The 22,240-nt window shown below is 65.2% G+C and carries 23 protein-coding genes and 1 other RNA gene; 19 read left to right on the plus strand and 5 right to left on the minus strand.

All coding sequences use genetic code 11. The features are described from left to right. Positions 1 to 59: 59 nt before the first annotated feature. Complete coding sequence (locus KDW96_RS16745) at positions 60 to 1,097, minus strand: NADP(H)-dependent aldo-keto reductase (RefSeq protein WP_255837352.1); 1,038 nt, start codon at positions 1,095 to 1,097, stop codon at positions 60 to 62. Between the two features lie 249 nt (positions 1,098 to 1,346). Here KDW96_RS16745 and rplM point away from each other — a divergent pair, with 249 nt between their 5' ends. The 7 genes from rplM (at position 1,347) to KDW96_RS16780 (ending at position 6,157) form a co-directional block, all read left to right on the plus strand. Further along, positions 1,347 to 1,775, plus strand: a complete 429-nt coding sequence (gene rplM, locus KDW96_RS16750) for a 50S ribosomal protein L13 (protein ID WP_255837353.1) — start codon at positions 1,347 to 1,349, stop codon at positions 1,773 to 1,775. 14 nt (positions 1,776 to 1,789) lie between these two features. Beyond that, positions 1,790 to 2,182, plus strand: a complete 393-nt coding sequence (gene rpsI, locus KDW96_RS16755) for a 30S ribosomal protein S9 (RefSeq protein WP_213641191.1) — start codon at positions 1,790 to 1,792, stop codon at positions 2,180 to 2,182. A gap of 253 nt (positions 2,183 to 2,435) precedes the next feature. Further along, positions 2,436 to 3,029, plus strand: a complete 594-nt coding sequence (gene petA, locus KDW96_RS16760) for a ubiquinol-cytochrome c reductase iron-sulfur subunit (RefSeq protein ID WP_255837354.1) — start codon at positions 2,436 to 2,438, stop codon at positions 3,027 to 3,029. Beyond that, positions 3,029 to 4,240, plus strand: coding sequence for a cytochrome b (locus tag KDW96_RS16765; protein ID WP_255837355.1), 1,212 nt, complete (start codon positions 3,029 to 3,031; stop codon positions 4,238 to 4,240). Before petA ends, KDW96_RS16765 begins: the two co-directional genes overlap by 1 nt. After that, positions 4,240 to 5,019 (plus strand): cytochrome c1, encoded by a 780-nt coding sequence (locus KDW96_RS16770; protein WP_255837356.1) that lies wholly within the window; start codon positions 4,240 to 4,242, stop codon positions 5,017 to 5,019. The genes KDW96_RS16765 and KDW96_RS16770 overlap by 1 nt, the downstream gene beginning before the upstream one ends. Positions 5,020 to 5,108: 89 nt before the next feature. Next, complete coding sequence (locus tag KDW96_RS16775) at positions 5,109 to 5,726, plus strand: glutathione S-transferase N-terminal domain-containing protein (RefSeq protein ID WP_255837357.1); 618 nt, start codon at positions 5,109 to 5,111, stop codon at positions 5,724 to 5,726. 17 nt (positions 5,727 to 5,743) lie between these two features. After that, the gene (locus KDW96_RS16780) at positions 5,744 to 6,157 is read left to right on the plus strand and encodes a ClpXP protease specificity-enhancing factor (protein ID WP_255837358.1); all 414 of its coding nucleotides are present in this window, start codon (positions 5,744 to 5,746) and stop codon (positions 6,155 to 6,157) included. A gap of 45 nt (positions 6,158 to 6,202) precedes the next feature. Here the strand turns inward: KDW96_RS16780 and KDW96_RS16785 are convergent, their stop codons facing one another. Genes KDW96_RS16785 through KDW96_RS16800 form a run of 4 tightly spaced genes read right to left on the minus strand, consistent with a single transcriptional unit; the run spans position 6,203 to position 9,539 of the window. Continuing rightward, positions 6,203 to 6,736 (minus strand): BON domain-containing protein, encoded by a 534-nt coding sequence (locus KDW96_RS16785; RefSeq protein ID WP_255837359.1) that lies wholly within the window; start codon positions 6,734 to 6,736, stop codon positions 6,203 to 6,205. Then, positions 6,733 to 7,326 carry a phosphoheptose isomerase gene (locus KDW96_RS16790; protein ID WP_255837360.1) on the minus strand — a complete coding sequence of 198 codons (594 nt, stop codon included), beginning with the start codon at positions 7,324 to 7,326 and terminating at the stop codon, positions 6,733 to 6,735. Before KDW96_RS16790 ends, KDW96_RS16785 begins: the two co-directional genes overlap by 4 nt. A 30-nt stretch (positions 7,327 to 7,356) precedes the next feature. Beyond that, positions 7,357 to 7,731: a YraN family protein gene (locus tag KDW96_RS16795; RefSeq protein WP_255837361.1), complete on the minus strand. Its 375-nt coding sequence runs from the start codon at positions 7,729 to 7,731 to the stop codon at positions 7,357 to 7,359. Further along, the gene (locus KDW96_RS16800; protein WP_255837362.1) at positions 7,728 to 9,539 is read right to left on the minus strand and encodes a penicillin-binding protein activator; all 1,812 of its coding nucleotides are present in this window, start codon (positions 9,537 to 9,539) and stop codon (positions 7,728 to 7,730) included. The genes KDW96_RS16795 and KDW96_RS16800 overlap by 4 nt, the downstream gene beginning before the upstream one ends. A 122-nt stretch (positions 9,540 to 9,661) precedes the next feature. On the opposite strand from KDW96_RS16800, the gene rsmI reads away from it, so the two are divergent. The 12 genes from rsmI (at position 9,662) to murG (ending at position 22,233) form a co-directional block, all read left to right on the plus strand. Next, positions 9,662 to 10,534: a 16S rRNA (cytidine(1402)-2'-O)-methyltransferase gene (gene rsmI, locus KDW96_RS16805; RefSeq protein ID WP_255837363.1), complete on the plus strand. Its 873-nt coding sequence runs from the start codon at positions 9,662 to 9,664 to the stop codon at positions 10,532 to 10,534. A gap of 41 nt (positions 10,535 to 10,575) precedes the next feature. Beyond that, positions 10,576 to 10,934: RNase P RNA component class A (gene rnpB / locus KDW96_RS16810), an RNA gene on the plus strand. A 307-nt stretch (positions 10,935 to 11,241) separates the two neighbouring features. Beyond that, positions 11,242 to 11,697, plus strand: coding sequence for a division/cell wall cluster transcriptional repressor MraZ (gene mraZ, locus KDW96_RS16815; protein ID WP_255837364.1), 456 nt, complete (start codon positions 11,242 to 11,244; stop codon positions 11,695 to 11,697). Between the two features lie 2 nt (positions 11,698 to 11,699). Continuing rightward, entirely contained in the window at positions 11,700 to 12,641 is a 942-nt protein-coding gene (rsmH, locus tag KDW96_RS16820; protein ID WP_255837365.1) for a 16S rRNA (cytosine(1402)-N(4))-methyltransferase RsmH, read from the plus strand. After that, positions 12,638 to 12,931: a cell division protein FtsL gene (gene ftsL / locus KDW96_RS16825; protein ID WP_255837366.1), complete on the plus strand. Its 294-nt coding sequence runs from the start codon at positions 12,638 to 12,640 to the stop codon at positions 12,929 to 12,931. The genes rsmH and ftsL overlap by 4 nt, the downstream gene beginning before the upstream one ends. Continuing rightward, complete coding sequence (locus tag KDW96_RS16830) at positions 12,928 to 14,658, plus strand: peptidoglycan D,D-transpeptidase FtsI family protein (protein ID WP_370295146.1); 1,731 nt, start codon at positions 12,928 to 12,930, stop codon at positions 14,656 to 14,658. Before ftsL ends, KDW96_RS16830 begins: the two co-directional genes overlap by 4 nt. After that, positions 14,658 to 16,124 carry a UDP-N-acetylmuramoyl-L-alanyl-D-glutamate--2,6-diaminopimelate ligase gene (locus KDW96_RS16835; protein WP_255837367.1) on the plus strand — a complete coding sequence of 489 codons (1,467 nt, stop codon included), beginning with the start codon at positions 14,658 to 14,660 and terminating at the stop codon, positions 16,122 to 16,124. Before KDW96_RS16830 ends, KDW96_RS16835 begins: the two co-directional genes overlap by 1 nt. After that, a complete protein-coding gene (locus KDW96_RS16840; protein ID WP_255837368.1) occupies positions 16,117 to 17,496 on the plus strand; it encodes a UDP-N-acetylmuramoyl-tripeptide--D-alanyl-D-alanine ligase in 1,380 nt (459 codons plus the stop codon). The genes KDW96_RS16835 and KDW96_RS16840 overlap by 8 nt, the downstream gene beginning before the upstream one ends. Next, positions 17,497 to 18,579, plus strand: coding sequence for a phospho-N-acetylmuramoyl-pentapeptide-transferase (mraY, locus tag KDW96_RS16845; protein ID WP_255837369.1), 1,083 nt, complete (start codon positions 17,497 to 17,499; stop codon positions 18,577 to 18,579). Positions 18,580 to 18,585: 6 nt separating this feature from the next. After that, on the plus strand, positions 18,586 to 19,935 hold the full coding sequence (gene murD, locus KDW96_RS16850) for a UDP-N-acetylmuramoyl-L-alanine--D-glutamate ligase (protein ID WP_255837371.1): 1,350 nt from the start codon (positions 18,586 to 18,588) through the stop codon (positions 19,933 to 19,935). Further along, entirely contained in the window at positions 19,932 to 21,173 is a 1,242-nt protein-coding gene (gene ftsW, locus KDW96_RS16855) for a putative lipid II flippase FtsW (RefSeq protein WP_255837372.1), read from the plus strand. Before murD ends, ftsW begins: the two co-directional genes overlap by 4 nt. Further along, entirely contained in the window at positions 21,163 to 22,233 is a 1,071-nt protein-coding gene (gene murG / locus KDW96_RS16860) for an undecaprenyldiphospho-muramoylpentapeptide beta-N-acetylglucosaminyltransferase (RefSeq protein ID WP_255837373.1), read from the plus strand. The genes ftsW and murG overlap by 11 nt, the downstream gene beginning before the upstream one ends. Positions 22,234 to 22,240 lie beyond the last annotated feature (7 nt).

The raw sequence follows: 22,240 nt of genomic DNA on the forward strand, positions 1-22,240 counted from the left end.
CAGCCCATGAAAAAGCCCGGCGCGGGCCGGGCTATTTCATGGTGGCGTGTCACCTGGCGTCAGGGCGCCGGGTTCGGCTGCGACCTGTGGATGGCTTCGATGCCGGCCAGGACCTCGTCGCTCAGCGTCAGCTCGACGCTGCTCAGGTCGGCTTCCAGTTGTTCCAGGTTGGTCGCGCCGATGATGTTGCTGGTGACGAAGGGTTGGGCGGTAACGAAGGCCAGGGCCATCTGTGCCGGGTCAAGGCCATGTTCCCGTGCCAGCGCGACATAGCGGGCGCAGGCGTCTTCGGACTCCGGGTTGGTGTAGCGACTGAAGCGCTTGAACAGGCTGAGCCTGGCATTGGCCGGGCGGGCGCCGCCGGCGTACTTGCCTGACAGCATGCCAAAGGCCAGCGGGGAGTAGGCGAGCAGGCCGCACTGCTCGCGCAGGGCGATTTCCGCCAGGCCGACCTCGAAGCTGCGGTTGAGCAGGTTGTAGGGGTTCTGGATCGACACCGTGCGCGGCCAGCCACGGCTCTCGGCCAGTTGCAGAAACTTCATCGTGCCCCAGGGGGTTTCGTTGGACAGGCCTATCTGGCGGATCTTGCCGGCCTTGACCTGTTCGTCCAGCGCTTCCAGGGTTTCCTCAAGCGGCGTGAAGGCGCTGTCCTGGTGGCGGTAGCCGAGCTGACCGAAGAAATTGGTCGGTCGTTCCGGCCAGTGCAGCTGATACAGATCGATCCAGTCGGTGCGCAGGCGCTTGAGGCTGGCATCCACGGCGGCGACGATGTGCGCGCGATTGTGCTTGATCTGGCCGTCGCGGATGTAGTCGATGCCATTGCCGGGGCCGGCAATCTTGCTGGCCAGTACCCAGTCGGCACGGTCGCCGTGCGTGCGGAAATACTCGCCGATGATTTGTTCGGTCTTGCTGTAGGTCTCGGCCCGCGGCGGCACCGGGTACATCTCGGCGGTGTCGATGAAGTTGACGCCATGGGCCTTGGCCCGCTCGATCTGCGCGCAGGCTTCGCTGGCGTCGTTCTGTTCGCCCCAGGTCATGGTGCCCAGGCAGATTGCGCTGACCCGAATCTCCGTTCGGCCAAGTTGGCGATATTTCATGAAATGCTCCTATCTGCGAGGGGCACCATACAAGCAGGTTGAATTTATTTCCGCAATCTGCATAATTACGCACCTCTTTCTGCAGTGGAAGTGATGCGCCGCCTGCCGAAGAATCTTGCCGTGCTACGGACGCGCTGACCCGAGCCCCCGACAGCGTCTGTGTTCGGCTGCCTTTGACTTGTCAAAGTACGCACTATTCAGTAAGATCCGCCGTCTTATTTATCAGGGCGGCCCCTGAGGCTATAAAGAATGAAGACTTTTACTGCTAAACCGGAAACAGTAAAGCGCGACTGGTTCGTCGTCGACGCTGCTGGTCAGACCCTGGGTCGTCTGGCTACCGAAATCGCTAGCCGTCTGCGCGGCAAGCACAAGCCCGAGTACACCCCGCACGTAGATACCGGCGACTACATCGTCGTGATCAATGCCGAGCAGGTACGTGTGACCGGTGCCAAGACCACCGACAAGATGTACTACTCTCACTCCGGTTTCCCGGGTGGCATCAAGTCGATCAGCTTCGAAAAGCTGATCGCCAAGGCGCCTGAGCGTGTGATCGAGACCGCGGTTAAAGGCATGCTGCCGAAGAACCCGCTGGGTCGCGACATGTACCGTAAGCTGAAGGTGTACAAGGGTGCCGCTCACCCGCACACCGCTCAGCAGCCCCAAGAACTGAAGATTTAACGGAATAGTTCATTATGTCGGCGACTCAAAATTACGGCACTGGCCGTCGCAAGACTGCAACCGCTCGCGTATTTCTGCGTCCGGGTACTGGCAGCATCTCCATCAACAACCGCACTCTGGATACCTTCTTCGGTCGTGAAACTGCCCGCATGGTAGTTCGCCAGCCGTTGGAGCTGACCGAGACCACCGAAAAGTTCGACATCTTCGTCACCGTGATCGGTGGTGGCGTGAGCGGTCAGGCTGGTGCGATTCGTCACGGTATCACTCGTGCGCTGATCCAGTATGACGAGACCCTGCGCAGCTCGCTGCGTAAGGCCGGTTTCGTGACTCGCGATGCTCGCGAAGTTGAACGTAAGAAGGTTGGTCTGCGCAAGGCGCGTAAGCGTCCGCAGTACTCCAAGCGTTAATTCGCTATCTGCGTTCAAAAGCGCCCAGTTTCCTTACGGAGCTGGGCGTTTTTTATGGGCGACTGGCTGCTCTGCGACACCATGCCGCAGGCCTGAGGTCCGCGCCCTGCAAGGTGTTCAGAGGCGCTGCCGGGGTAATTACCTTGTCAGTAAAGGGCCTTTTCTTTACCATTTGGCGAATTTTTTGCAGCACCAGATTTTTACTTAGTAGAGGCCTGAACAACAGGCCACAAAGCTGATGGGAGACGACTGAATGAGCAATGACGGCGTGAATGCAGGCCGGCGTCGCTTCTTGGTAGCGGCCACTTCTGTGGTGGGTGCTGCTGGAGCGGTGGGTGCCGCGGTCCCGTTCGTGGGGTCATGGTTCCCGAGTGCCAAGGCCAAGGCTGCCGGCGCACCTGTAAAGGTGAACGTCAGCAAGATCGAGCCGGGTCAGCAGATGGTTGCCGAGTGGCGGGGGCAGCCGGTGTTCATCGTGCGCCGTACCGAGGAAATTCTGGGTAACCTGAGCAAGATCGAAGAACGCCTGGCGGACGTCGACTCCCAGGCCTCGGTTCAGCCGACCTATGTCGATCCGAAGACTCGTTCGATCAAGCCCGAAGTGCTGCTGCTGGTCGGGCTGTGCACCCATCTGGGTTGCGCGCCGTCCTTCCGTCCGGAAGTGGCTCCGGCGGATCTCGGCGCCGAATGGGTGGGGGGCTACTTCTGCCCATGCCATGGCTCCCGCTATGACCTCGCCGGTCGCGTCTACAAGGCCCAGCCAGCGCCTTTGAACCTGCCGGTGCCGCCGCACATGTACGAGTCGGATGACGTGATCGTCATCGGTGTGGATCAGGAGCAAGCATGATGAGCAAGTTCATGGAATGGGTGGATGCGCGCTTCCCCGCGACCAAGATGTGGGAAGACCATCTCTCCAAGTATTACGCGCCGAAGAACTTCAACTTCTTCTACTTTTTCGGCTCGCTGGCCCTGCTGGTGCTGGTCAATCAGATCGTCACCGGGATCTGGCTGACCATGAGTTTCACGCCCTCGGCCGAGGAGGCGTTCGCCTCGGTCGAGTACATCATGCGCGACGTGGAGTACGGCTGGATCCTGCGCTACCTGCACTCCACCGGCGCCTCGGCGTTCTTCGTCGTGGTCTACCTGCACATGTTCCGCGGTCTGCTCTACGGCTCCTACCAGAAGCCCCGTGAGCTGGTGTGGATCTTCGGTATGCTGATCTACCTGCTGCTGATGGCTGAGGCCTTCATGGGCTACCTGCTGCCCTGGGGCCAGATGTCCTACTGGGGTGCCCAGGTGATCATCTCGCTGTTCGGCGCCATCCCGGTGATCGGCGATGACCTGACCCAGTGGATCCGTGGTGACTACCTGATTTCCGGCATCACCCTGAACCGCTTCTTCGCCCTGCATGTGGTGGCCCTGCCGATCGTGATTCTCGGTCTGGTGGTGCTGCACATCCTGGCGCTGCACGAAGTCGGTTCGAACAACCCGGACGGCGTCGACATCAAGAAGAAGAAGGATGCGAACGGTGTTCCGCTGGACGGCATCGCATTCCACCCTTACTACACCGTGAAGGACATCGTCGGTGTGGTGGTGTTCCTGTTCATCTTCTGCTTCATCGTGTTCTTCTTCCCGGAGATGGGCGGTTACTTCCTCGAGAAGCCGAACTTCGAGCAGGCCAACCCGTTCAAGACCCCTGAGCACATTGCGCCGGTTTGGTACTTCACGCCGTTCTACGCGATTCTGCGCGCGGTCCCGGACAAGCTGCTCGGCGTCATCGCCATGGGTGCGGCCATCGCCGTGCTGTTCGTGCTGCCCTGGCTGGATCGCAGTCCGGTCAAGTCGATGCGCTACAAGGGTTGGCTGAGCAAGATCTGGTTGCTGGTGTTCTGCGTGTCCTTCGTCATCCTTGGCGTGCTGGGTGTATTGGCGCCGACTCCGGGCCGTACGTTGCTGTCGCAGGTGTGTACCTTCCTGTACTTCGCGTACTTCATCCTGATGCCGTTCTACACCAGGATGGAAAAAACCAAACCGGTTCCTGAAAGGGTGACAGGCTGATGAAGAAGCTATTTGCTGCACTGATTTTCGCTGCGATGCCAGCCTTCGCTCTGGGGGCCGGCGGCAACTATCCGTTGGACAAGGTCGACATCGACCTGACCGACAAGGCCGCCATGCAGGATGGTCTGCGTACCTTCGCCAACTACTGCATGGGCTGCCATGCCGCCAAGTTCCAGCGTTACGAGCGGGTGGCCGATGACCTTGGCGTTCCCCACGAGCTGATGCTGGACAATGTGGTGTTCAACGATGCCAAGATCGGTGATCACATGAAGATCGGCATGCGCCCTGACGATGCCAAGGCCTGGTTCGGCGCCACTCCGCCGGACCTGACCCTGGTTGCCCGGGTACGTGGCACCGACTGGCTCTACACCTATCTGCGCACCTTCTATGAAGACCCGAGCCGTCCCCTCGGCGCGAACAACAAGGTGTTCCCGAACGTCGGCATGCCGAACGTGCTGGCTGGGCTGCAGGGCCGTCAGTACATCGGTTGCAAGCAGGTCCAGGTGGTCGAGGACGGCAAGAAGCAGTTCGACCCGCTGACCGGTACGCCGATCACCCACGAGGCCTGCGACCAGCTGACCGTCGAGCCGAAAACCGGCGAGCTGAGCGAAGAGCAGTTCGACGAGAAGATCAAGAATCTGGTGACCTTCCTGGCCTACTCGGCCAACCCGGTCAAGCTGGAGAGTCAGCGCATCGGTACCTACGTGCTGCTGTACCTGGCGTTCTTCTTCGTGTTTGCCTACCTGCTCAAGCGTGAGTACTGGAAGGACGTGCATTAATCCGCTGTCGTTCCGTTGTTGACCTGCGCGCCCCTTCGGGCGCGCAGGTTTTTCTGCTTCAGATAACCTTATAAGCGAGGAGGACCGCCATGGGCGTGACCAATCGGTTGGCCTGCTACTCCGACCCCGCCGACCACTATTCCCACCGCGTACGTATCGTGCTCGCCGAGAAGGGTGTCAGCGCCGAGATCATCAGTGTCCAGCCGGGGCGTTGTCCGCCGCAGCTGCTGGAGGTCAATCCCTATGCCAGCCTGCCGACCCTGGTCGATCGTGATCTGGCGCTGTACGAGTCGACGGTGGTGATGGAATACCTGGATGAGCGCTACCCTCATCCGCCGCTGCTGCCGGTGTATCCGGTAGCCAGGGCCAACAGTCGTCTGTTGATCCACCGCATCCAGCGCGACTGGTGTGCACTGGTCGACCAGATTCTCGATCCGCGCAGCAAGGAGCCGGCCCGGGTGCAGGCGCGCAAGGAGTTGCGCGAAAGCCTCACCGGCGTATCGGCGCTGTTCGCCGACAAGCCGTATTTCCTCAGTGAGGAAATGAGCCTGGTGGACTGCTGCCTGCTGCCGATTCTCTGGCGTTTGCCGCTGCTGGGCATCGAGCTGCCGAAGCCGGCCAAGCCGCTGCTCGACTACATGGACCGCCAGTTTGCGCGCGAGGGCTTTCGGGCCAGTCTGTCCGCCGCCGAGCGCGAGATGCGTTAATACCTGAGGAGGTTTCGATGAACTCCAGTCGTCCCTATTTGGTTCGCGCCCTCTATGAGTGGATCGTTGACAACGACTGCACCCCCCATCTGCTGGTCAACGCCGAGTTCGCCGGGGTGCAGGTGCCGCCAGGCTTCGCCAGCGACGGGCAGATCGTCCTGAATGTCTCGCCGGGCGCGGTGCGGCATCTGCATATGGACAACGAGGCGGTGAGCTTCGAGGGCCGTTTCGGCGGCGTGGCGCACAGCCTGTACATTCCCTCCGGTGCGGTGCTGGCGATCTACGCCCGGGAGAACGGTCAGGGCATGGTCTTTGACCTGGAGCCCCCCGTGCCGGATGACGAAGACGGCGATGGGCCGGATGACCAGGGGCCGCCGGATGGCGAGCCGCCACGCCCCAGCGGCCGTCCGAGCCTGAAGGTGGTGAAGTAAACAAAAAAGGCGATCCGAGGATCGCCTTTTTCATTGTTGTAGCCGTCAGTTGGTGTACTGGAACAGCTTGACGATCTTCTGGACCCCGGAAACGCTTTGCACCAGGCTGGTGGCCTGTGCGGCCTCCTGGCGCGACACCAGGCCGAGCAGGTAGACGATGCCGTTCTCGGTAATCACCTTGATGCGCGAGCCCGGCACCGTGGCGTCGGCCAGCATCTGGGTCTTGATCTTGGTGGTCAGCAGGGAGTCGTTGCTGCGGGCCAGCAGGCTGGTCGGCTGGAGCACCTGTAGCTCGTTGTGCACCTTGGTCACATTCTGCACCCGGCGCGCCGCCTGTTCGGCCATGGCCTTGAGGTCGCTGCGCGGGGTTTGTCCGGCCAGCAGCACCACGCCGTTGTAGCTGGTGACGACGATGTGCGAAGTCGGGCTGGTCAGGTCGACGTGGGCCCTGGTGATGTTGCTCTCGACTGCGGGGGCGATGAACTGGTCATCGATCTTGTTGCCGATGCTGCGGCTGCCGCAGCCGGCCAGGACGAAGGTGAATGCCAGGGCGGCGAGGAGCAGGGGGGTACGGGTCATTCTTCACTCCCGAAGAGTTGGCTGTCGATCAGGTCGCAGAGGCAGTGGATGGCCAGCAGGTGCACTTCCTGGATGCGTGCGGTGACTTTCGAGGGCACGCGGATCTCGACGTCTTCCGGCAGCAGCAGCGAGGCCATGCCGCCGCCGTCACGGCCGGTAAGGGCGACCACGGTCATTTCGCGATCGTGGGCGGCCTGGATGGCCTGGATCACGTTGGCCGAGTTGCCGCTGGTGGAAATGGCCAGGAGCACGTCGCCCGGCTGGCCGAGTGCACGAATCTGTTTGGAGAACACCTCGTTGTAGCTGTAGTCGTTGGCGATCGAGGTGATGGTTGAGCTGTCGGTGGTCAGGGCGATGGCCGGCAAGCTGGGGCGCTCGCGCTCGAAGCGATTGAGCAGCTCGGAGGAGAAGTGCTGGGCATCGCCGGCCGAACCGCCGTTGCCGCAGGTGAGAATCTTGCCCTCGCTGAGGAGCGCCTGAACCATGACCAGGCTGCCTTGCTCGATAAACGGCGCGAGCACTTCCATGGCCTGTTGCTTGGTTTCGATGCTGGCTTGGAACAGCTGGCGAATACGGGCTTGCATGTCCATCGGAAATATAACCTTCAGTGGGGTGGCGGCTCAGGTATCAAAGGCGTTCTGAATCCAGTCCAGTCGCGGGGCTGCGCTGCCTTGGGCGTTGATGGCGATCACGTCGAAGCGGCACGGGTGCTTGGCCCAGTGCGACTCCTGTTGCAGAAAGAGCATGGCGGCGGTGGTCAGCCTGTCGCGCTTGCGCGCATCGACGCTGGCCACCGCGCCGCCCCAGGCGGCGTGCCGCCGATAGCGTACCTCGACGAATACTACTGTATCGGCGTCGAGCATGACCAGATCGAGCTCGCCGCGGCGGCAGCGCCAGTTCTGTGCCAGCAGGCGCAGGCCCTGCCGCTCCAGATGCTGGCGGGCCAAGGCCTCGGCGGCCTGGCCGCTGTTCTGGCTGCTGGTCGGCTCGTTCAATTGCTGCTGGCGGGCAGGGCTTGCACCTGGCCGTCGCGGAACTCGGCCCAGGGCAGCTGCCGCTCGATGCGCTGTGCCGGGTTGAGGCTCAGGCTGCCGGACAGGCCGTCGACCCGGCTGTCGGGGAGAGCCTTGAGCTGGTCCAGGCGCGGCGTCAGGCGATAGGCGTCGACGCCCATGGCGTAGAGCCGGCCGAGGCTGCCGCCGGCCTGGGGCCACTGGCTGCTGACCTGCTGGCGTAGGGGCTCCTCGGGGTTGAGCAGCCAGGGTGTCTCGCAGAAGCGGATGCCGTTGAGGTCCAGGTACTGGGCCTGGCTGTGGTTGCCGGTATACAGGTGCGAGGTGGCGTACACCGGTACGTCGCCGGCGTACTGGAAGGCCAGAGTCGGCTTGATCTGCTGGGCCTGCTGCGGGGTGGCGGCGAGGAAGATGAAGTCGACATCCTGGCGCCGCGACGGCTGTGCGGCCACCGCCACGCCGAGGGTGTTCTGCAGGCGTCGGGCGCGGGCTTCGCTCTGTCGCAGCTGGAACAGGTCGGCGATCTGGCGGGCCAGCTCCACCGGCTCGTCGACGTGTTCGGCGGCGATCAGGGTCCCGCCGGCGGCCTGCCAGCTCTCGCGGAAGGCGGCAAGTACCCGGTCACCCCAGTCTCCCTCCGGCACCAGGGCGACGGCGCGGCGCATGCCGTCGGCCCAGGCGCGGCGAGCCGCTTCGCGAGCCTCGTCCTCGGCGGCCAGGCCGAACTGGTAAAGCTGTGGCGGGGCTTCCTGGCTGGATTCGCTGTAGTTCAGCGCCAGGGTGGTGATGGGCAATTGCTCCTGGCTGCTGAGCTGGGTGACCAGGTGCTTCTCCAGCGGGCCGACCACCAATTGCACGCCGGCCGCCTGAGCCTGGCGGTAGAACTCGTCCATCGAACTGAGGCGCGTGCTGTCGTACAGGCGAATGTTCGGCGGGTTCTGCCCGGCCTGCTCGGCCTGGTAATGGGCGGCGAGAAAACCGTCGCGCAATGCCCGCGCCACCGACGCCAGTTGGCCGTCCTGCGGCAGCAGCAGCGCTATTTCAGTAAGCGGTTGGCTGGTCAGCTCCTGCAGTTCGCGCAAGGGCGCCGGCAGGTTCAGGGCGGCGGGGTGCTGGGGGTGTTGGGCAAGCCATTGCTCGATGGCGCTCTGCTGGGCTTCCAGGGGGCCGGTGGTCTTGGCGGCCTGGGCCAGGCTCAGCCAGCCACTGAGGTCGGCGTCACCGTTGGCCTGTAGTTGCTCGGCGGCCAGGCTGGCGACCAATTCCCAGATGGTTTCGTGGTTGCGTGCGGCTGCTTCTCCAGCAAGCAGTGGCGCAATGAACACGCGCTCGCGGGCGGCGCCCAGGGTCTGGCCGTCCGCTTGCAGGGCGGTGGCGCGCGCCAGTTGAGTGCGGGTCTGCTGTTCGATCGGCAGCTCGCCCAGGCGCGCCAGGCTCGGGTGCTCGAGCGCCCGGAGAGCGCCCTTGGGGTTGTCGCGGGCCAGTGCCAGTTCGGCCGCCAGGGTGCTGGCGAAGACCTGCTGGGCGGGCTTGAGCGTGTCGAGCTGCACCTGTTCGAGGATCGCGGCGGCGCGCCCCAGCTGCTTTTGCTGGTACGCCAGGTCTGCCGCCGACAGGCGCAGCAGGTTGGCGGGCGCGGACTGGCTGTCACCGGCTTGCTGCAGCAGCTGCTCGATACTGGCTTGAGGGGTGCGCGGCAACTCGCCCAGGTTGGAGGTGGGCGAGCTGGCGCAGGCGGCCAGCAGGCCGGCGAGGCTGAGCGCGTAGAGCGGGCGCAGACAAGCGATCATGTAAGCCTTCCTGATACTTGGGCAAATGAGCCTCGAATTGTACCCAAGCCCCGGCGGCGGTGCGATGTCGATGCTGTGAAACGGGCTACAATGCGCGCTTTCGTCATATCGAGGCTTGTGCTGTGACCGTTCCCGGTGCTCCGAATCCCCCCCTAGGCACGCTGTATGTGGTGGCCACGCCGATTGGCAACCTGGACGACATCAGTGCCCGGGCGCTGAAGGTGCTTGGCGAAGTGGCGCTGATCGCCGCAGAGGATACCCGGCATTCGGCGCGGCTCATGCAGCACTTCGGTATTGGCACGCCCCTGGCGGCCTGCCATGAACACAACGAGCGCGATCAGGGCAGTCGCTTTCTGGCGCGACTGCAGGCGGGCGAGGATGTGGCGCTGATCTCCGATGCCGGTACGCCGCTGATCTCCGATCCCGGTTACCACCTGGTGCGCCAGGCGCGCGCGGCGGGGGTGGCGGTGGTGCCGGTGCCGGGGGCTTGCGCGCTGATCGCGGCGCTGTCCGCGGCCGGCTTGCCTTCCGACCGCTTCATCTTTGAAGGTTTCCTGCCGGCCAAGGCGGTCGGGCGCCGCGCGCGCCTGGAGCAGGTGCGGGAGGAGTCGCGCACCCTGATCTTCTATGAGGCACCGCACCGCATACTCGAGTGCCTCGAGGACATGCGCGAGGTGTTCGGCGGTGAGCGGCCGGCACTGCTCGCCCGTGAGGTGACCAAGACTTTCGAGACGCTCAAGGGGTTACCGCTGGCCGAGCTGTGCGCCTGGGTCGCGGCCGACAGTAACCAGCAGCGCGGCGAGTGCGTGGTGCTGGTGGCGGGCTGGCAGGCACCAGAGGGCGAGGCGGCGGTCAGCGCCGAGGCCTTGCGCGTGCTCGATCTGCTCTTAAAGGAAATGCCGCTCAAACGTGCGGCGGCGCTGGCGGCGGAGATTACCGGGGTGCGCAAGAATCTGCTCTACCAGGCCGCGTTGGAACGTCAGTCCCGCGACTAATCCTTGTCCTGATGGGCGCGCGCCGTTAACCTTGGCGGCGGAGAGTCGATCGGACAGTCGCTGCCGTGCCCCGTTCTGCGGGATGCGGGGGAGGAAAGTCCGGGCTCCATAGGGCGGAGTGCCAGGTAATGCCTGGGGGGCGTGAGCCTACGGAAAGTGCCACAGAAAATAACCGCCTAAGCGTTTCGGCGCCGGTAAGGGTGAAAAGGTGCGGTAAGAGCGCACCGCGCGGCTGGTAACAGTCCGTGGCTAGGTAAACCCCACTCGGAGCAAGACCAAATAGGGTTCCATTGGCGTGGCCCGCGCTGGAACCGGGTAGGTTGCTAAAGGCGTGCAGTGATGTACGTCGTAGAGGAATGACTGTCCTCGACAGAACCCGGCTTACAGATCGACTCTCCACCTTCCCCCCTTCTATCCGCTTTGCCCTTCCCCCCGCATTCTCATGCCTAAAAAATCTTACTCTTGATAAATCACTTTAAGTTCGCAGCTCAGCTCTCTGAGCTAGTTGATTTTTGCCTCGAGACACTCCCCGCCACGCTCTGATCTACTCCTCTTTAACTCGCTAAATTACCGTCCTGTAAGGATTTTTCCTTTCTGGCGCGCCTTGACGGTGGAGCGCACGCATTCCTATAGTGTGCGTAAGTGGTAAGAAGTGGCACAAAGTGGGTTTTCTGGGCATGGATAGCTAATTACGGGGGAGCACTGTCGTGTTTCGCGGAGCCAACGCCATCAGTCTCGACGCCAAAGGGCGACTCGCGATGCCAAGTCGGTATCGGGACGAGCTCGTGTCGCGCTGCTCCGGCCAGCTCATCGTGACCATTGATGCCATTGACCCTTGCCTCTGCGTCTATCCACTGCCGGAATGGGAGCTGATCGAAAACAAATTGCGCGAGCTGGCCTCCTTTCGCGAGGAGAATCGCCGCCTGCAGCGTTTGCTGATCGGTAACGCCGTCGATCTCGAGCTGGATGCCAGTGGCCGTTTCCTGGTGCCGCCGCGTCTGCGCGAATACGCCAAATTGGACAAGCGCGCGATGCTGGTCGGCCAGCTCAATAAATTTCAACTGTGGGACGAGGATGCCTGGAATGCCGTGGCGGATGCCGATCTGGCCGCCATCAAGCAACCCGGTGCTTTGTCCGACGAACTACGTGACCTGATCCTGTGACTATGACCAACAGCTTCCGCCATATCACCGTCCTGCTCGACGAAGCCGTCGCAGGCCTCGCCGTGCGCGCGGGTGGCTGCTACCTGGACGGCACCTTCGGGCGGGGCGGGCATAGCCGGCTGATTCTCGAAAAGTTGGGGCCGGATGGTCATTTGTTGGGGTTCGATAAAGACCCCCTGGCGATCGAGACGGGGAATGCGCTGGCGGCCGAAGACGGCCGCTTTGTCGTTGTGCAGCGCAGTTTTGCGGAACTTGGTGACGAAGTTGCTGTCCGCGGGTTGTCCGGCAAGGTTGCCGGGATCTTGCTGGACCTGGGAGTGTCTTCGCCGCAACTGGATGACGCCGCGCGCGGCTTCAGTTTCCTCAATGACGGGCCGTTGGATATGCGCATGGACCCCTCCCGTGGGCTCAGTGCCGCGCAGTGGATCGCCACGGCCAGTGAGGAGGAAATCGCCCGGGTCTTCAAGGAATACGGCGAGGAGCGCTTTTCCAAGCGTATGGCACGGGCCGTGGTGCAGCGCCGCGCCGAGCGGCCGTTCGAACGCACCGCCGATCTGGCCCAGGTGCTGACCGACGCCAACCCGGCTTGGGAGAAGGGCAAGCATCCGGCTACCCGGGCCTTCCAGGGCCTGCGTATTCACATCAACAACGAGCTGGGTGATCTCGAGCGTGGCCTGGACGCCGCCCTGGAGGCCCTCGAGGTGGGCGGCCGTCTGGTGGTGATCAGCTTCCATTCCCTCGAGGACCGCATCGTCAAGCAGTTCATGCGGCGCCACGCCAAGGGCGAGCAGGACAAGCTGCCCCGTGACCTGCCGATCATCCCCAAGGCCTTCGAGCCGCGCCTGAAGCTGGCCGGCAAGCCGCAGTACGCCTCCGACGCCGAGCTCAAGGCCAATCCACGTTCGCGTAGCGCGGTAATGCGCGTGGCGGAGAAGGTGCGATGAGCCGCGTGTTCGCCAAGCCCTTGCCGTCTGGCAGCCTGCTGCTGCTGGTGCTGTTCCTGGCCGTGCTGGGTTCGGCGCTGGCGGTGTCCTATAGCGCGCATTGGAACCGCGTGCTGCTCAACAGCCTCTATGCCGAGCTCAGCGTGCGCGACAAGGCGCAGGCCGAATGGGGTCGGCTGGTTCTCGAGCAGAGCACCTGGACGGCGCATAACCGCATCGAGGCCCTGGCCAGCGAACAGCTGCAGATGCGCATTCCCGACGCCGCCGAAGTGCGGCTGGTGACGCCATGATCCGCCTGGAAGGCGCACTCTATCCCTGGCGCTTCCGCCTGGTGCTGTTGCTCCTGGCATTAATGGTCGGCGCCATCGTCTGGCGCATCGTCGACCTGCAGATCATCGACCGCGATTTCCTTCAGGCCCATGGCGACGCGCGCAGCGTCCGCCATATCCCGATCCCGGCGCATCGCGGCCTGGTCACCGACCGCAATGGCGAGCCGCTTGCCGTGAGCACCCCGGTGACCACCCTGTGGGCCAACGGCAGGGAACTGCAGGCCGCCAAGGCGCAGTGGTCGGGCCTGGCCGTCGCCCTGGGGCAGGAGCCGAAGACCTTCGCCGAGCGCCTGCAGGCCAACGCCGAGCGCGAGTTCATGTACCTGGTCCGCGGCCTGACCCCGGAGCAGGGCCAGCGCGTGCTCGACCTCAAGGTGCCCGGCGTGTACGCCATCGAGGAGTTCCGGCGCTTCTATCCGGCCGGTGAGGTGACCGCTCACGTGGTCGGCTTCACCGACATCGACGACCGTGGTCGCGAAGGCATGGAACTGGCGTTCGACGAGTGGCTGGCCGGGGTGCCGGGCAAGCGCCAGGTGCTCAAGGACCGTCGTGGTCGGCTGATCAAGGACGTCCAGGTCGCCCAGAACGCCAAGGCCGGCAAGGCCCTGGCGCTGTCGATCGACCTGCGCCTGCAATACCTGGCCCATCGCGAACTGCGCAACGCCCTGGTCGAGTTCGGCGCCAAGGCCGGCAGCCTGGTGATGATTGACGTTAAGACCGGCGAAGTGCTGGCGATGGTCAACCAGCCCACCTACAACCCGAACAACCGCCGCAGCCTGCAGCCGGCCGCCATGCGCAACCGGGCGATGATCGACGTGTTCGAGCCGGGCTCCACCGTCAAGCCGTTTTCCATGAGCGCCGCGCTGGAAAGCGGACGCTGGAAGCCCACCGACACTGTGGATGTCTACCCGGGCTCCATGCGCATCGGCAAGTACACCATCCGCGACGTCTCGCGCAGCAACGGGCCGCTGGACCTCGCGGGCATCCTGATCAAGTCGAGCAACGTCGGCATGAGCAAGATCGCCTTCGACATCGGCGGTGAGTCCATCTATGCCCTGATGCAGCAGGTCGGTCTGGGCCAGGACACCGGCCTGGGCTTCCCCGGCGAGCGCATCGGCAACCTGCCGAATCACCGCAACTGGCGCCAGGCCGAGACCGCCACCCTGTCCTACGGCTATGGCCTGTCGGTGACCGCGGTGCAGCTGGTGCACGCCTATTCGGTGCTGGCCAACGACGGGCGCAACGTGCCGCTGTCGCTGACCCGGGTCGACCAGGCGCCGGATGGCGTGCAGGTAATGCCAGCGGATATCGCCGAAACCATGCAGGGCATGCTGCAGCAGGTCATCGAGGCGCCGGGCGGTGCCCATCGCGCCATGGTCCCGGGCTACCACGTCGCCGGCAAGAGCGGCACCGCGCGCAAGGCCACCGTGGGCGCCAAGGGTTACACGGAAAACGCCTACCGCGCCCTGTTCGCCGGCTTCGGTCCGATGAGCGATCCGCGCATTGCGGTGGCCGTGGTGATCGACGAGCCGAGCAAAGGCGGCTATTACGGCGGCCTGATCTCGGCACCGGTGTTCGGCAAGGTGATGGCCGGGGCGTTGCGTTTGATGAACATCGTTCCCGACAACCTGCCGCCCGTCGAATCGCAGGAGTTGGCAGTGAACACCGGTACAGGAGGGCGAATCTGATGCCCATGCCGCTTAATCAATTATTGCCTCAAGCGGCCAGCGCTCTGCTGGTTCGTGAATTGACCCTGGACAGTCGCAAGGTGCGTCCGGGGGATCTGTTTCTCGCCGTACCCGGCAGCCAGCAGGATGGTCGCCTGCATATCGCCGACGCGATCGCCCGCGGCGCCGCCGCAGTGGCCTTCGAGGCCGAGGGCGCCCCGGCGCTGCCGCCGGCAGGCGCTACCGAACTGGTGGCGATCAGGGGCCTTGCCGCGCAGCTGTCGGCCATTGCCGGGCGCTTCTACGGCGAGCCGAGCCGCGCCCTGCACCTGGTCGGCGTCACCGGCACCAACGGCAAGACCAGCGTGACCCAGTTGCTGGCCCAGGCCCTGGACCTGCTCGGCCAGTCCTGCGGCATAGTCGGCACCCTCGGCAATGGCTTTTACAACGCTCTGGCGCAGGGGCGCCACACCACGCCCGACCCGATCGGCGTGCAGGCGACCCTGGCCGACCTGAAGAAGAACGGCGCTCGCGCGGTGGCGATGGAAGTGTCGTCCCACGGCCTGCACCAGGGCCGGGTGGCGGCCCTGGCGTTCGACGTGGCGGTATTCACCAACCTGTCGCGTGACCACCTGGATTATCACGGCACCATGGAGGCCTACGCCGACGCCAAGGCCATGCTGTTCCGGGTGCCGGGACTGCGCTGCCGGGTGATCAACCTGGACGACGACGCCGGTCGCAAGCTTGCCGGCGACCCGAGCGAGTCGCGCCTGATCAGCTACAGCCTGGAAGACGCCGGCGCCTATTTGTACTGCCGCGATGCCCAGTTCGATGATCACGGTGTGCGCGCCACACTGGTCACCCCGCGCGGCGAAGGCAACCTGCGCAGCTCACTGCTCGGGCGGTTCAACCTGAGCAACCTGCTGGCCGTGGTCGGGGCCTTGCTCGGCATGGACTACCCGCTGGACGAAATCCTCAAGGTGCTGCCGCGCCTGCAGGGGCCGGTCGGGCGCATGCAGCGCCTCGGCGGGGTGCGGCAGCCGCTGGTGGTGGTCGACTACGCCCACACCCCCGATGCCCTGGATAAAGTGCTCCAAGCGCTGCGGCCTCACGCCCGCGGGCGCCTGCTGTGCCTGTTCGGCTGTGGCGGCGACCGCGATCGCGGCAAGCGGCCACTGATGGCCGAGGTGGTCGAGCGGCTGGCCGACGGCGTCTGGGTCACCGACGACAACCCGCGCAGCGAGTCCCCCGAGCTGATCTTCGACGATATCCGGGCTGGCTTTGCCGCGCCGCAGAACGTGCGTTTCGTGCCCGGACGTGGTCAGGCCATCGCCCAGCTGGTTGCCGAGGCAGGGGCGGACGACGTGCTGGTGCTGGCCGGCAAGGGGCATGAGGACTACCAGGAGATCAAGGGCGAGCGGCAGCCGTTCTCCGATCTCGAGGAAGCCGCCAAGGCCCTGGTGGCATGGGAGGCTGTCCATGCTTAAGGCATTGCGCTTGAGTGACGTGGCGGGACCGCTGCAGGGGCGTCTGGTCGGTGCCGATTGCGCGTTCGACGCGGTCAGCAGCGACAGCCGGGCGATCCGTCCCGGGCAGCTGTTTATCGCCCTGGCCGGTCCGCGCTTCGATGGCCATGATTACCTGGCCGAGGTCGCCGCCAAGGGCGCGGTTGCCGCGCTGGTGCAGCGCGAGGTGGCGGGTGCGCCGCTGCCGCAGCTGCTGGTGGCCGATACCCGCCTGGCCCTCGGCCAACTGGGGGCGATCAACCGCCAGGCCTACGGTGGCCCGCTGGCCGCGGTAACCGGCTCCAGTGGCAAGACCACGGTCAAGGAGATGCTCGCCAGCATCCTGCGGGCCGCCTTCGCCCAGCGCGGCGGCGCGGTATTGGCCACCCGCGGCAACCTGAATAACGACCTCGGCGCGCCCCTGACCCTGCTGGAACTGGGACCAGAGCATGTCGCCGCGGTGATCGAGCTGGGCGCCAATCATGTCGGCGAGATTGCCTACACCGTCGCCCTGACCAGGCCGCAGGTGGCCATCCTGACCAACGCCGGTACCGCCCATGTTGGCGAGTTCGGCGGGCCGGAGAAGATAGTCGAGGCCAAGGGCGAAATAATCGAGGGCCTGGGTGCGGACGGTGTCGCCGTGCTCAACCTGGACGACAAGGCCTTTGCCACCTGGCAGCGCCGCGCCCGGGGCCGTCAGGTGCTGAGCTTCTCCCTGGCCAACGCCGCGGCGGATTTCCACGCCAGCGAGCTGGCCCGCGACGCCCGCGGCTGCTCGGCCTTCAGCCTGCACTGTGCCGAAGGCCAGGCGCGCGTCCAGCTCAACCTGCTGGGCGAGCACAATGTCGCCAACGCCCTGGCCGCTGCGGCCGCCGCCCATGCCCTCGGGGTACCGTTGGTCGAGATCAAGGCCGGGCTGGAAAACCTCCAGCCGGTCAAGGGCCGCGCCGTAGCGCAGCTGGCGACGAATGGCGTGCGGGTGATCGACGACAGCTACAACGCCAACCCTGCTTCGATCTGCGCGGCCGTTGATATACTCGCCGGCTTCTCCGGGCGCACCGTGCTGGTGCTTGGAGACATGGGGGAGCTGGGCGACTGGGCCGAGCAGGGGCATCGCGAAGTGGGCGGCTACGCCGCGGGCAAGGTGGATGCGCTCTACGCAGTGGGGCCGCTGATGGCCCATGCCGTCCAGGCATTCGGGAACAATGGCCGGCATTTCGCCGATCAAGCCAGCCTGATCGACGCGCTTCGCGCCGAGTCGGGTGATACCACCATTCTAATCAAAGGTTCACGCAGTGCCGCGATGGAGAAGATCGTGGCGGCGCTGTGTGGCACATCGGGGGAGAGTCACTAAATGCTGCTGCTGCTGGCCGAGTACCTGCAACAGTTCCACAAGGGTTTTGCCGTGTTCCAGTACCTGACGCTGCGCGGCATCCTCGGCGTACTGACTGCGCTGGCGCTGTCGCTGTGGCTGGGCCCCTGGATGATCCGTACCCTGCAGATCCGTCAGATCGGTCAGGCGGTGCGCCATGACGGCCCGCAGTCGCATCTGTCGAAGAAGGGCACGCCGACCATGGGCGGCGCCCTGATCCTTTCCGCCATCGCGGTCAGCACCCTGCTCTGGGCCGACCTCTCCAACCGCTATGTGTGGGTGGTGCTGGCCGTCACCCTGCTGTTCGGCGCCATTGGCTGGGTCGATGACTACCGCAAGGTGATCGAGAAGAACTCCCGGGGCCTGCCGAGCCGCTGGAAGTATTTCTGGCAGTCGGTGTTCGGCCTGGGCGCCGCCGCCTTCCTCTATATGACCGCGCAGAGCCCGGTGGAGACCACCCTGATCCTGCCGCTGCTCAAGGATGTCAGCATCCCGCTGGGCGTGGGCTTCGTGGTCCTGACCTACTTCGTCATCGTCGGTTCGAGCAACGCGGTGAACCTGACCGATGGCCTGGATGGCCTGGCGATTCTGCCCACCGTGATGGTCGGCGGCGCCCTGGGCATTTTCTGCTACCTGTCCGGCAACGTGAAGTTCGCCGAGTACCTGTTCATTCCCTATGTGCCCGGCGCCGGCGAGCTGATCGTGTTCTGCGCCGCGCTGGTTGGCGCCGGCCTCGGCTTCCTCTGGTTCAACACCTACCCGGCCCAGGTCTTCATGGGCGACGTCGGCGCGCTGGCCCTCGGTGCCGCGCTCGGCACCATCGCCGTGATCGTGCGCCAGGAAGTGGTGCTGTTCATCATGGGCGGGGTGTTCGTCATGGAAACCCTGTCGGTGATCATCCAGGTGGCGTCCTTCAAGTTGACCGGCAAGCGGGTGTTCCGCATGGCGCCGATTCACCACCATTTCGAATTGAAAGGCTGGCCCGAGCCGCGGGTGATCGTGCGTTTCTGGATCATTACCGTAATCCTGGTGCTGATCGGCCTGGCCACCCTGAAACTGAGGTAATAGACAGTGTCGTTGATCGCTTCCGACCAGTTCCGCATCGTTGTCGGCCTCGGCAAGAGCGGCATGTCCCTGGTGCGCTTCCTGGCGCGGCAGGGCATGCGCTTTGCCGTGGCCGATACACGGGCGAACCCGCCGGAACTGGCCACCCTGCGTGAGCAGTTTCCGCAGGTGGAAGTGCGCTGCGGCGAGCTGGACGTGGAGTTCCTCTGCCGCGCCAGCGAACTGCTGGTCAGCCCGGGCCTGGCTGTCGCCACCCCGGCGCTGCAGGCGGCGGCTGCCCGTGGCGTGAAGCTGTCCGGCGACATCGATCTGTTCGCCCGCCATGCCAAGGCGCCGATCGTCGCCATCACCGGCTCCAACGCCAAGAGCACGGTGACCACCCTGGTCGGTCAGATGGCGGCGGCGGCGGGCAAGCGCGTCGCAGTCGGCGGCAACCTCGGCACCCCGGCCCTGGACCTGCTGAGCGACCAGGTCGAGTTGTACGTGCTCGAGCTGTCGAGCTTCCAGCTGGAGACCACCGAGCAACTCAACGCCGAGGTGGCCACCTGCCTGAACATCAGCGAAGACCACATGGACCGCTACGCCTCGCTGGCCACCTATCACCTGGCCAAGCACCGCATCTTTCGCGGTGCCCGTCAGGTGGTGGTGAATCGCGATGATCCCCTGTCGCGGCCGCTGATCGCCGACCAGGTGCCGTGCTGGACCTTTGGCCTGGGCAAGCCCGACTTCAAGCGCTTCGGCCTGATCGAGGAGGGCGGCGAGAAGTACCTGGGCTACCAGTTCGAGGCGTTGTTGCCGACCGCCGAGCTGAAGATCCGCGGCGCCCACAACCAGTCCAACGCCCTGGCCGCGCTGGCCCTGGGCCATGCCGTCGGCCTGCCGATGGCGGCGATGCTCGAGGCCCTCAAGGCCTTCACCGGCCTGGCCCACCGCTGTCAGTGGGTGCGCGAGCGGCGTGAGGTGAACTACTACGACGACTCCAAGGCGACCAACGTCGGCGCCGCCCTGGCGGCCATCGAAGGGCTCGGCGCGGACATCGCCGGCAAGCTGCTGCTGATCGCCGGTGGCGACGGCAAGGGAGCGGACTTCTCCGCCCTGGCCGCGCCTGTGGCGCGCCACTGCCGCGCGGTGGTGCTGCTCGGACGCGACGCCGAGCGCCTGGCCGCCGCCCTCGGCGAGCGGGTGCCGCGGATTCGCGTCGCCAGCCTCGACGAGGCGGTGCAGCGCTGCGCCGAGCTGGCCCAGCCCGGCGATGCGGTGCTGCTGTCGCCGGCCTGCGCCAGCCTAGACATGTTCAAGAACTTCGAAGAGCGCGGGCGTCTGTTCGCCCAAGCGGTGGAGGGCTTGCCGCTATGATCGCGCAGCTGCTCGCCGCCCCCTCGCCGCTGCACAGCCGCCGCGGCATCGACCTGGACTTCCCGTTGCTAGCCGGCTGCCTGGCGCTGCTGGGCCTGGGCCTGGTGATGATCACCTCGGCGTCTTCGGAAGTGGCAGCGTCGCTGTCAGGCAATCCGCTGTATCACATGGTTCGCCACCTGATCTACGTAGCGATCGGCATTGTCGCCGCGCTCGTGACCCTGCTGGTGCCGATGGCCCAGTGGCAGCGCTTCAGCGGCCGTCTGCTGCTGCTGGCGGTGGTCCTGCTGATCCTGGTGCTGTTGCCTGGCATCGGCCGTGAGGTCAATGGCGCCAGCCGCTGGATCGGCTTCGGTCTGTTCAACCTGCAGCCCTCGGAGCTGGCCAAGCTGTTCACCGTCATGTTCATCGCCGCCTATCTGGTGCGCCGCCAGGCCGAGGTGCGGGAGAAGCTCATGGGCTTCCTCAAGCCCCTGCTGGTGCTGGGACCGATCGCCGTGCTGCTGTTGGCCGAGCCGGACTTCGGCGCCACCGTGGTGCTGGTGGGGGCGTCGATCGCCATGCTGTTCCTCGGTGGGGTCAACCTGTTGCGCTTCATTCCGCTGGCCGCCGGTGTGCTCGGTGCGGGTGTGCTGGTGATGACCAGCCAGGCCTACCGCCTGGAGCGCCTGACCAACTTCGTCGACCCCTGGGCCGACCAGTACGGCGCCGGCTATCAGCTGAGTCAGGCGCTGATCGCCTTCGGCCGTGGCGAGTGGTTCGGTGTCGGCCTGGGCAACAGCATCCAGAAGCAGTTTTACCTGCCGGAGGCGCATACCGACTTCGTCTTTGCCGTACTCGCCGAGGAGCTGGGTATGGTCGGCGCCCTGGCGACCGTGGCGCTGTTCGTTTTCGTCAGCGTGCGCGCGCTCTACATCGGCCTGTGGGCGGAGAAGGCCCAGCAGTTCTTCTCGGCCTACGTGGCCTACGGCCTGGCCTTCCTGTGGATTGGCCAGGTGCTGATCAATATCGGCGTGAATGTCGGCCTGCTGCCGACCAAGGGCCTGACCCTGCCGTTCCTCAGCTATGGCGGCAGCTCCCTGGTGATCTGCTGTGTCAGCCTGGCGCTGCTGCTGCGCATCGAGTGGGAGCGGCGCACCCACCTGGGCAGCGAGGACGTCGAGTTCAGCGAGGCGGACTTCGCCGAGGCGGACTCTCCCGAGGCGGGCTCTCCCGGGGAGGTGGTCCATGGCCGGTAACGTGCTGATCATGGCTGGCGGCACCGGCGGCCACGTGTTTCCGGCGCTGGCCTGCGCCCGCGAATTCCAGGCGCGCGGCTATCGCGTGCACTGGCTGGGCACGCCGCGCGGCATCGAGAACGAACTGGTGCCGGCGGCCGGTCTGCCCTTGCACCTGATCAACGTCAGCGGCCTGCGCGGCAAAGGCAAGCTGTCTCTGCTCAAGGCGCCGTTCCAGCTGCTCAAGGCGCTGTGGCAGGCGCGCAAGGTGGTGCGCGAGCTCGAGCCGGTGTGTGTGTTGGGCATGGGCGGCTATGTCACCGGTCCCGGCGGACTGGCGGCCAGGCTGGCCGGTACGCCGCTGATCATCCATGAACAGAACGCCGTGGCCGGCACCGCCAACCGCAGCCTGGTGCCCTTTGCCAGCCGGGTCTGCGAGGCCTTCCCGGATACCTTCGGCCACAGCGCCAAGCGCCGTACCACGGGCAACCCGGTGCGCGAGGAACTGTTCCTGGAGACGCCGCGGGTGTCCCTGCGCGGGCGCCGGCCGCGCCTGTTGATCCTCGGCGGCAGCCTGGGGGCCGAGCCGCTGAACAAGCTGCTGCCCGAGGCGCTGGCGCAGCTGTCCGCCGAGCTGCGCCCGGAGGTGTTTCACCAGGCCGGCAAGCAACATGCCGAGGTCACCGGGGAACGCTATCGCCAGGCTGGCGTCGAAGCGCAGGTCGCGCCCTTTATCACCGACATGGCCAAGGCCTATGCCTGGGCCGACCTGGTGGTGTGCCGCGCCGGCGCCCTGACCGTCAGCGAGCTGGCCGCCGCCGGGTTGCCTTCGTTCCTGCTGCCGCTGCCCCATGCCATCGACGATCACCAGACGCAGAACGCCGGTTACCTCGCCCGTGAAGGCGCCGCCGTGCTTCTGCCTCAACGTACCACTGACGCCGCCGCGCTGGCCGCGCAGCTGACCGAGGTTCTGATGCACCCCGAACGATTGAACGACATGGCGCGCACCGCGCGCCGCCTGGCCAAGCCTGATGCCACCCGCAGCGTGGTCGAGATTTGCCTGGAGGTGGCCCGTGGTTGAGAGTCGC

Origin of the sequence: Pseudomonas benzenivorans (genome assembly GCF_024397895.1) — a bacterium.
Taxonomy (GTDB): domain Bacteria; phylum Pseudomonadota; class Gammaproteobacteria; order Pseudomonadales; family Pseudomonadaceae; genus Aquipseudomonas; species Aquipseudomonas benzenivorans_A.

Excerpts from the sequence above, each read along its gene's own strand:
- ftsL (WP_255837366.1), top strand. The coding sequence starts at position 12,638 with ATGAGCCGCGTGTTCGCCAAGCCCTTGCCGTCTGGCAGCCTGCTGCTG.
- mraY (WP_255837369.1), top strand. The coding sequence starts at position 17,497 with ATGCTGCTGCTGCTGGCCGAGTACCTGCAACAGTTCCACAAGGGTTTT.
- KDW96_RS16780 (WP_255837358.1), top strand. The coding sequence starts at position 5,744 with ATGAACTCCAGTCGTCCCTATTTGGTTCGCGCCCTCTATGAGTGGATC.
- ftsW (WP_255837372.1), top strand. The coding sequence starts at position 19,932 with ATGATCGCGCAGCTGCTCGCCGCCCCCTCGCCGCTGCACAGCCGCCGC.
- rpsI (WP_213641191.1), top strand. The coding sequence starts at position 1,790 with ATGTCGGCGACTCAAAATTACGGCACTGGCCGTCGCAAGACTGCAACC.
- KDW96_RS16790 (WP_255837360.1), bottom strand. The coding sequence starts at position 7,326 with ATGGACATGCAAGCCCGTATTCGCCAGCTGTTCCAAGCCAGCATCGAA.
- KDW96_RS16840 (WP_255837368.1), top strand. The coding sequence starts at position 16,117 with ATGCTTAAGGCATTGCGCTTGAGTGACGTGGCGGGACCGCTGCAGGGG.
- KDW96_RS16830 (WP_370295146.1), top strand. The coding sequence starts at position 12,928 with ATGATCCGCCTGGAAGGCGCACTCTATCCCTGGCGCTTCCGCCTGGTG.
- murG (WP_255837373.1), top strand. The coding sequence starts at position 21,163 with ATGGCCGGTAACGTGCTGATCATGGCTGGCGGCACCGGCGGCCACGTG.
- KDW96_RS16835 (WP_255837367.1), top strand. The coding sequence starts at position 14,658 with ATGCCCATGCCGCTTAATCAATTATTGCCTCAAGCGGCCAGCGCTCTG.
- rsmH (WP_255837365.1), top strand. The coding sequence starts at position 11,700 with ATGACCAACAGCTTCCGCCATATCACCGTCCTGCTCGACGAAGCCGTC.
- KDW96_RS16775 (WP_255837357.1), top strand. The coding sequence starts at position 5,109 with ATGGGCGTGACCAATCGGTTGGCCTGCTACTCCGACCCCGCCGACCAC.
- petA (WP_255837354.1), top strand. The coding sequence starts at position 2,436 with ATGAGCAATGACGGCGTGAATGCAGGCCGGCGTCGCTTCTTGGTAGCG.
- KDW96_RS16765 (WP_255837355.1), top strand. The coding sequence starts at position 3,029 with ATGAGCAAGTTCATGGAATGGGTGGATGCGCGCTTCCCCGCGACCAAG.
- KDW96_RS16745 (WP_255837352.1), bottom strand. The coding sequence starts at position 1,097 with ATGAAATATCGCCAACTTGGCCGAACGGAGATTCGGGTCAGCGCAATC.
- KDW96_RS16800 (WP_255837362.1), bottom strand. The coding sequence starts at position 9,539 with ATGATCGCTTGTCTGCGCCCGCTCTACGCGCTCAGCCTCGCCGGCCTG.
- rplM (WP_255837353.1), top strand. The coding sequence starts at position 1,347 with ATGAAGACTTTTACTGCTAAACCGGAAACAGTAAAGCGCGACTGGTTC.
- KDW96_RS16785 (WP_255837359.1), bottom strand. The coding sequence starts at position 6,736 with ATGACCCGTACCCCCCTGCTCCTCGCCGCCCTGGCATTCACCTTCGTC.
- KDW96_RS16770 (WP_255837356.1), top strand. The coding sequence starts at position 4,240 with ATGAAGAAGCTATTTGCTGCACTGATTTTCGCTGCGATGCCAGCCTTC.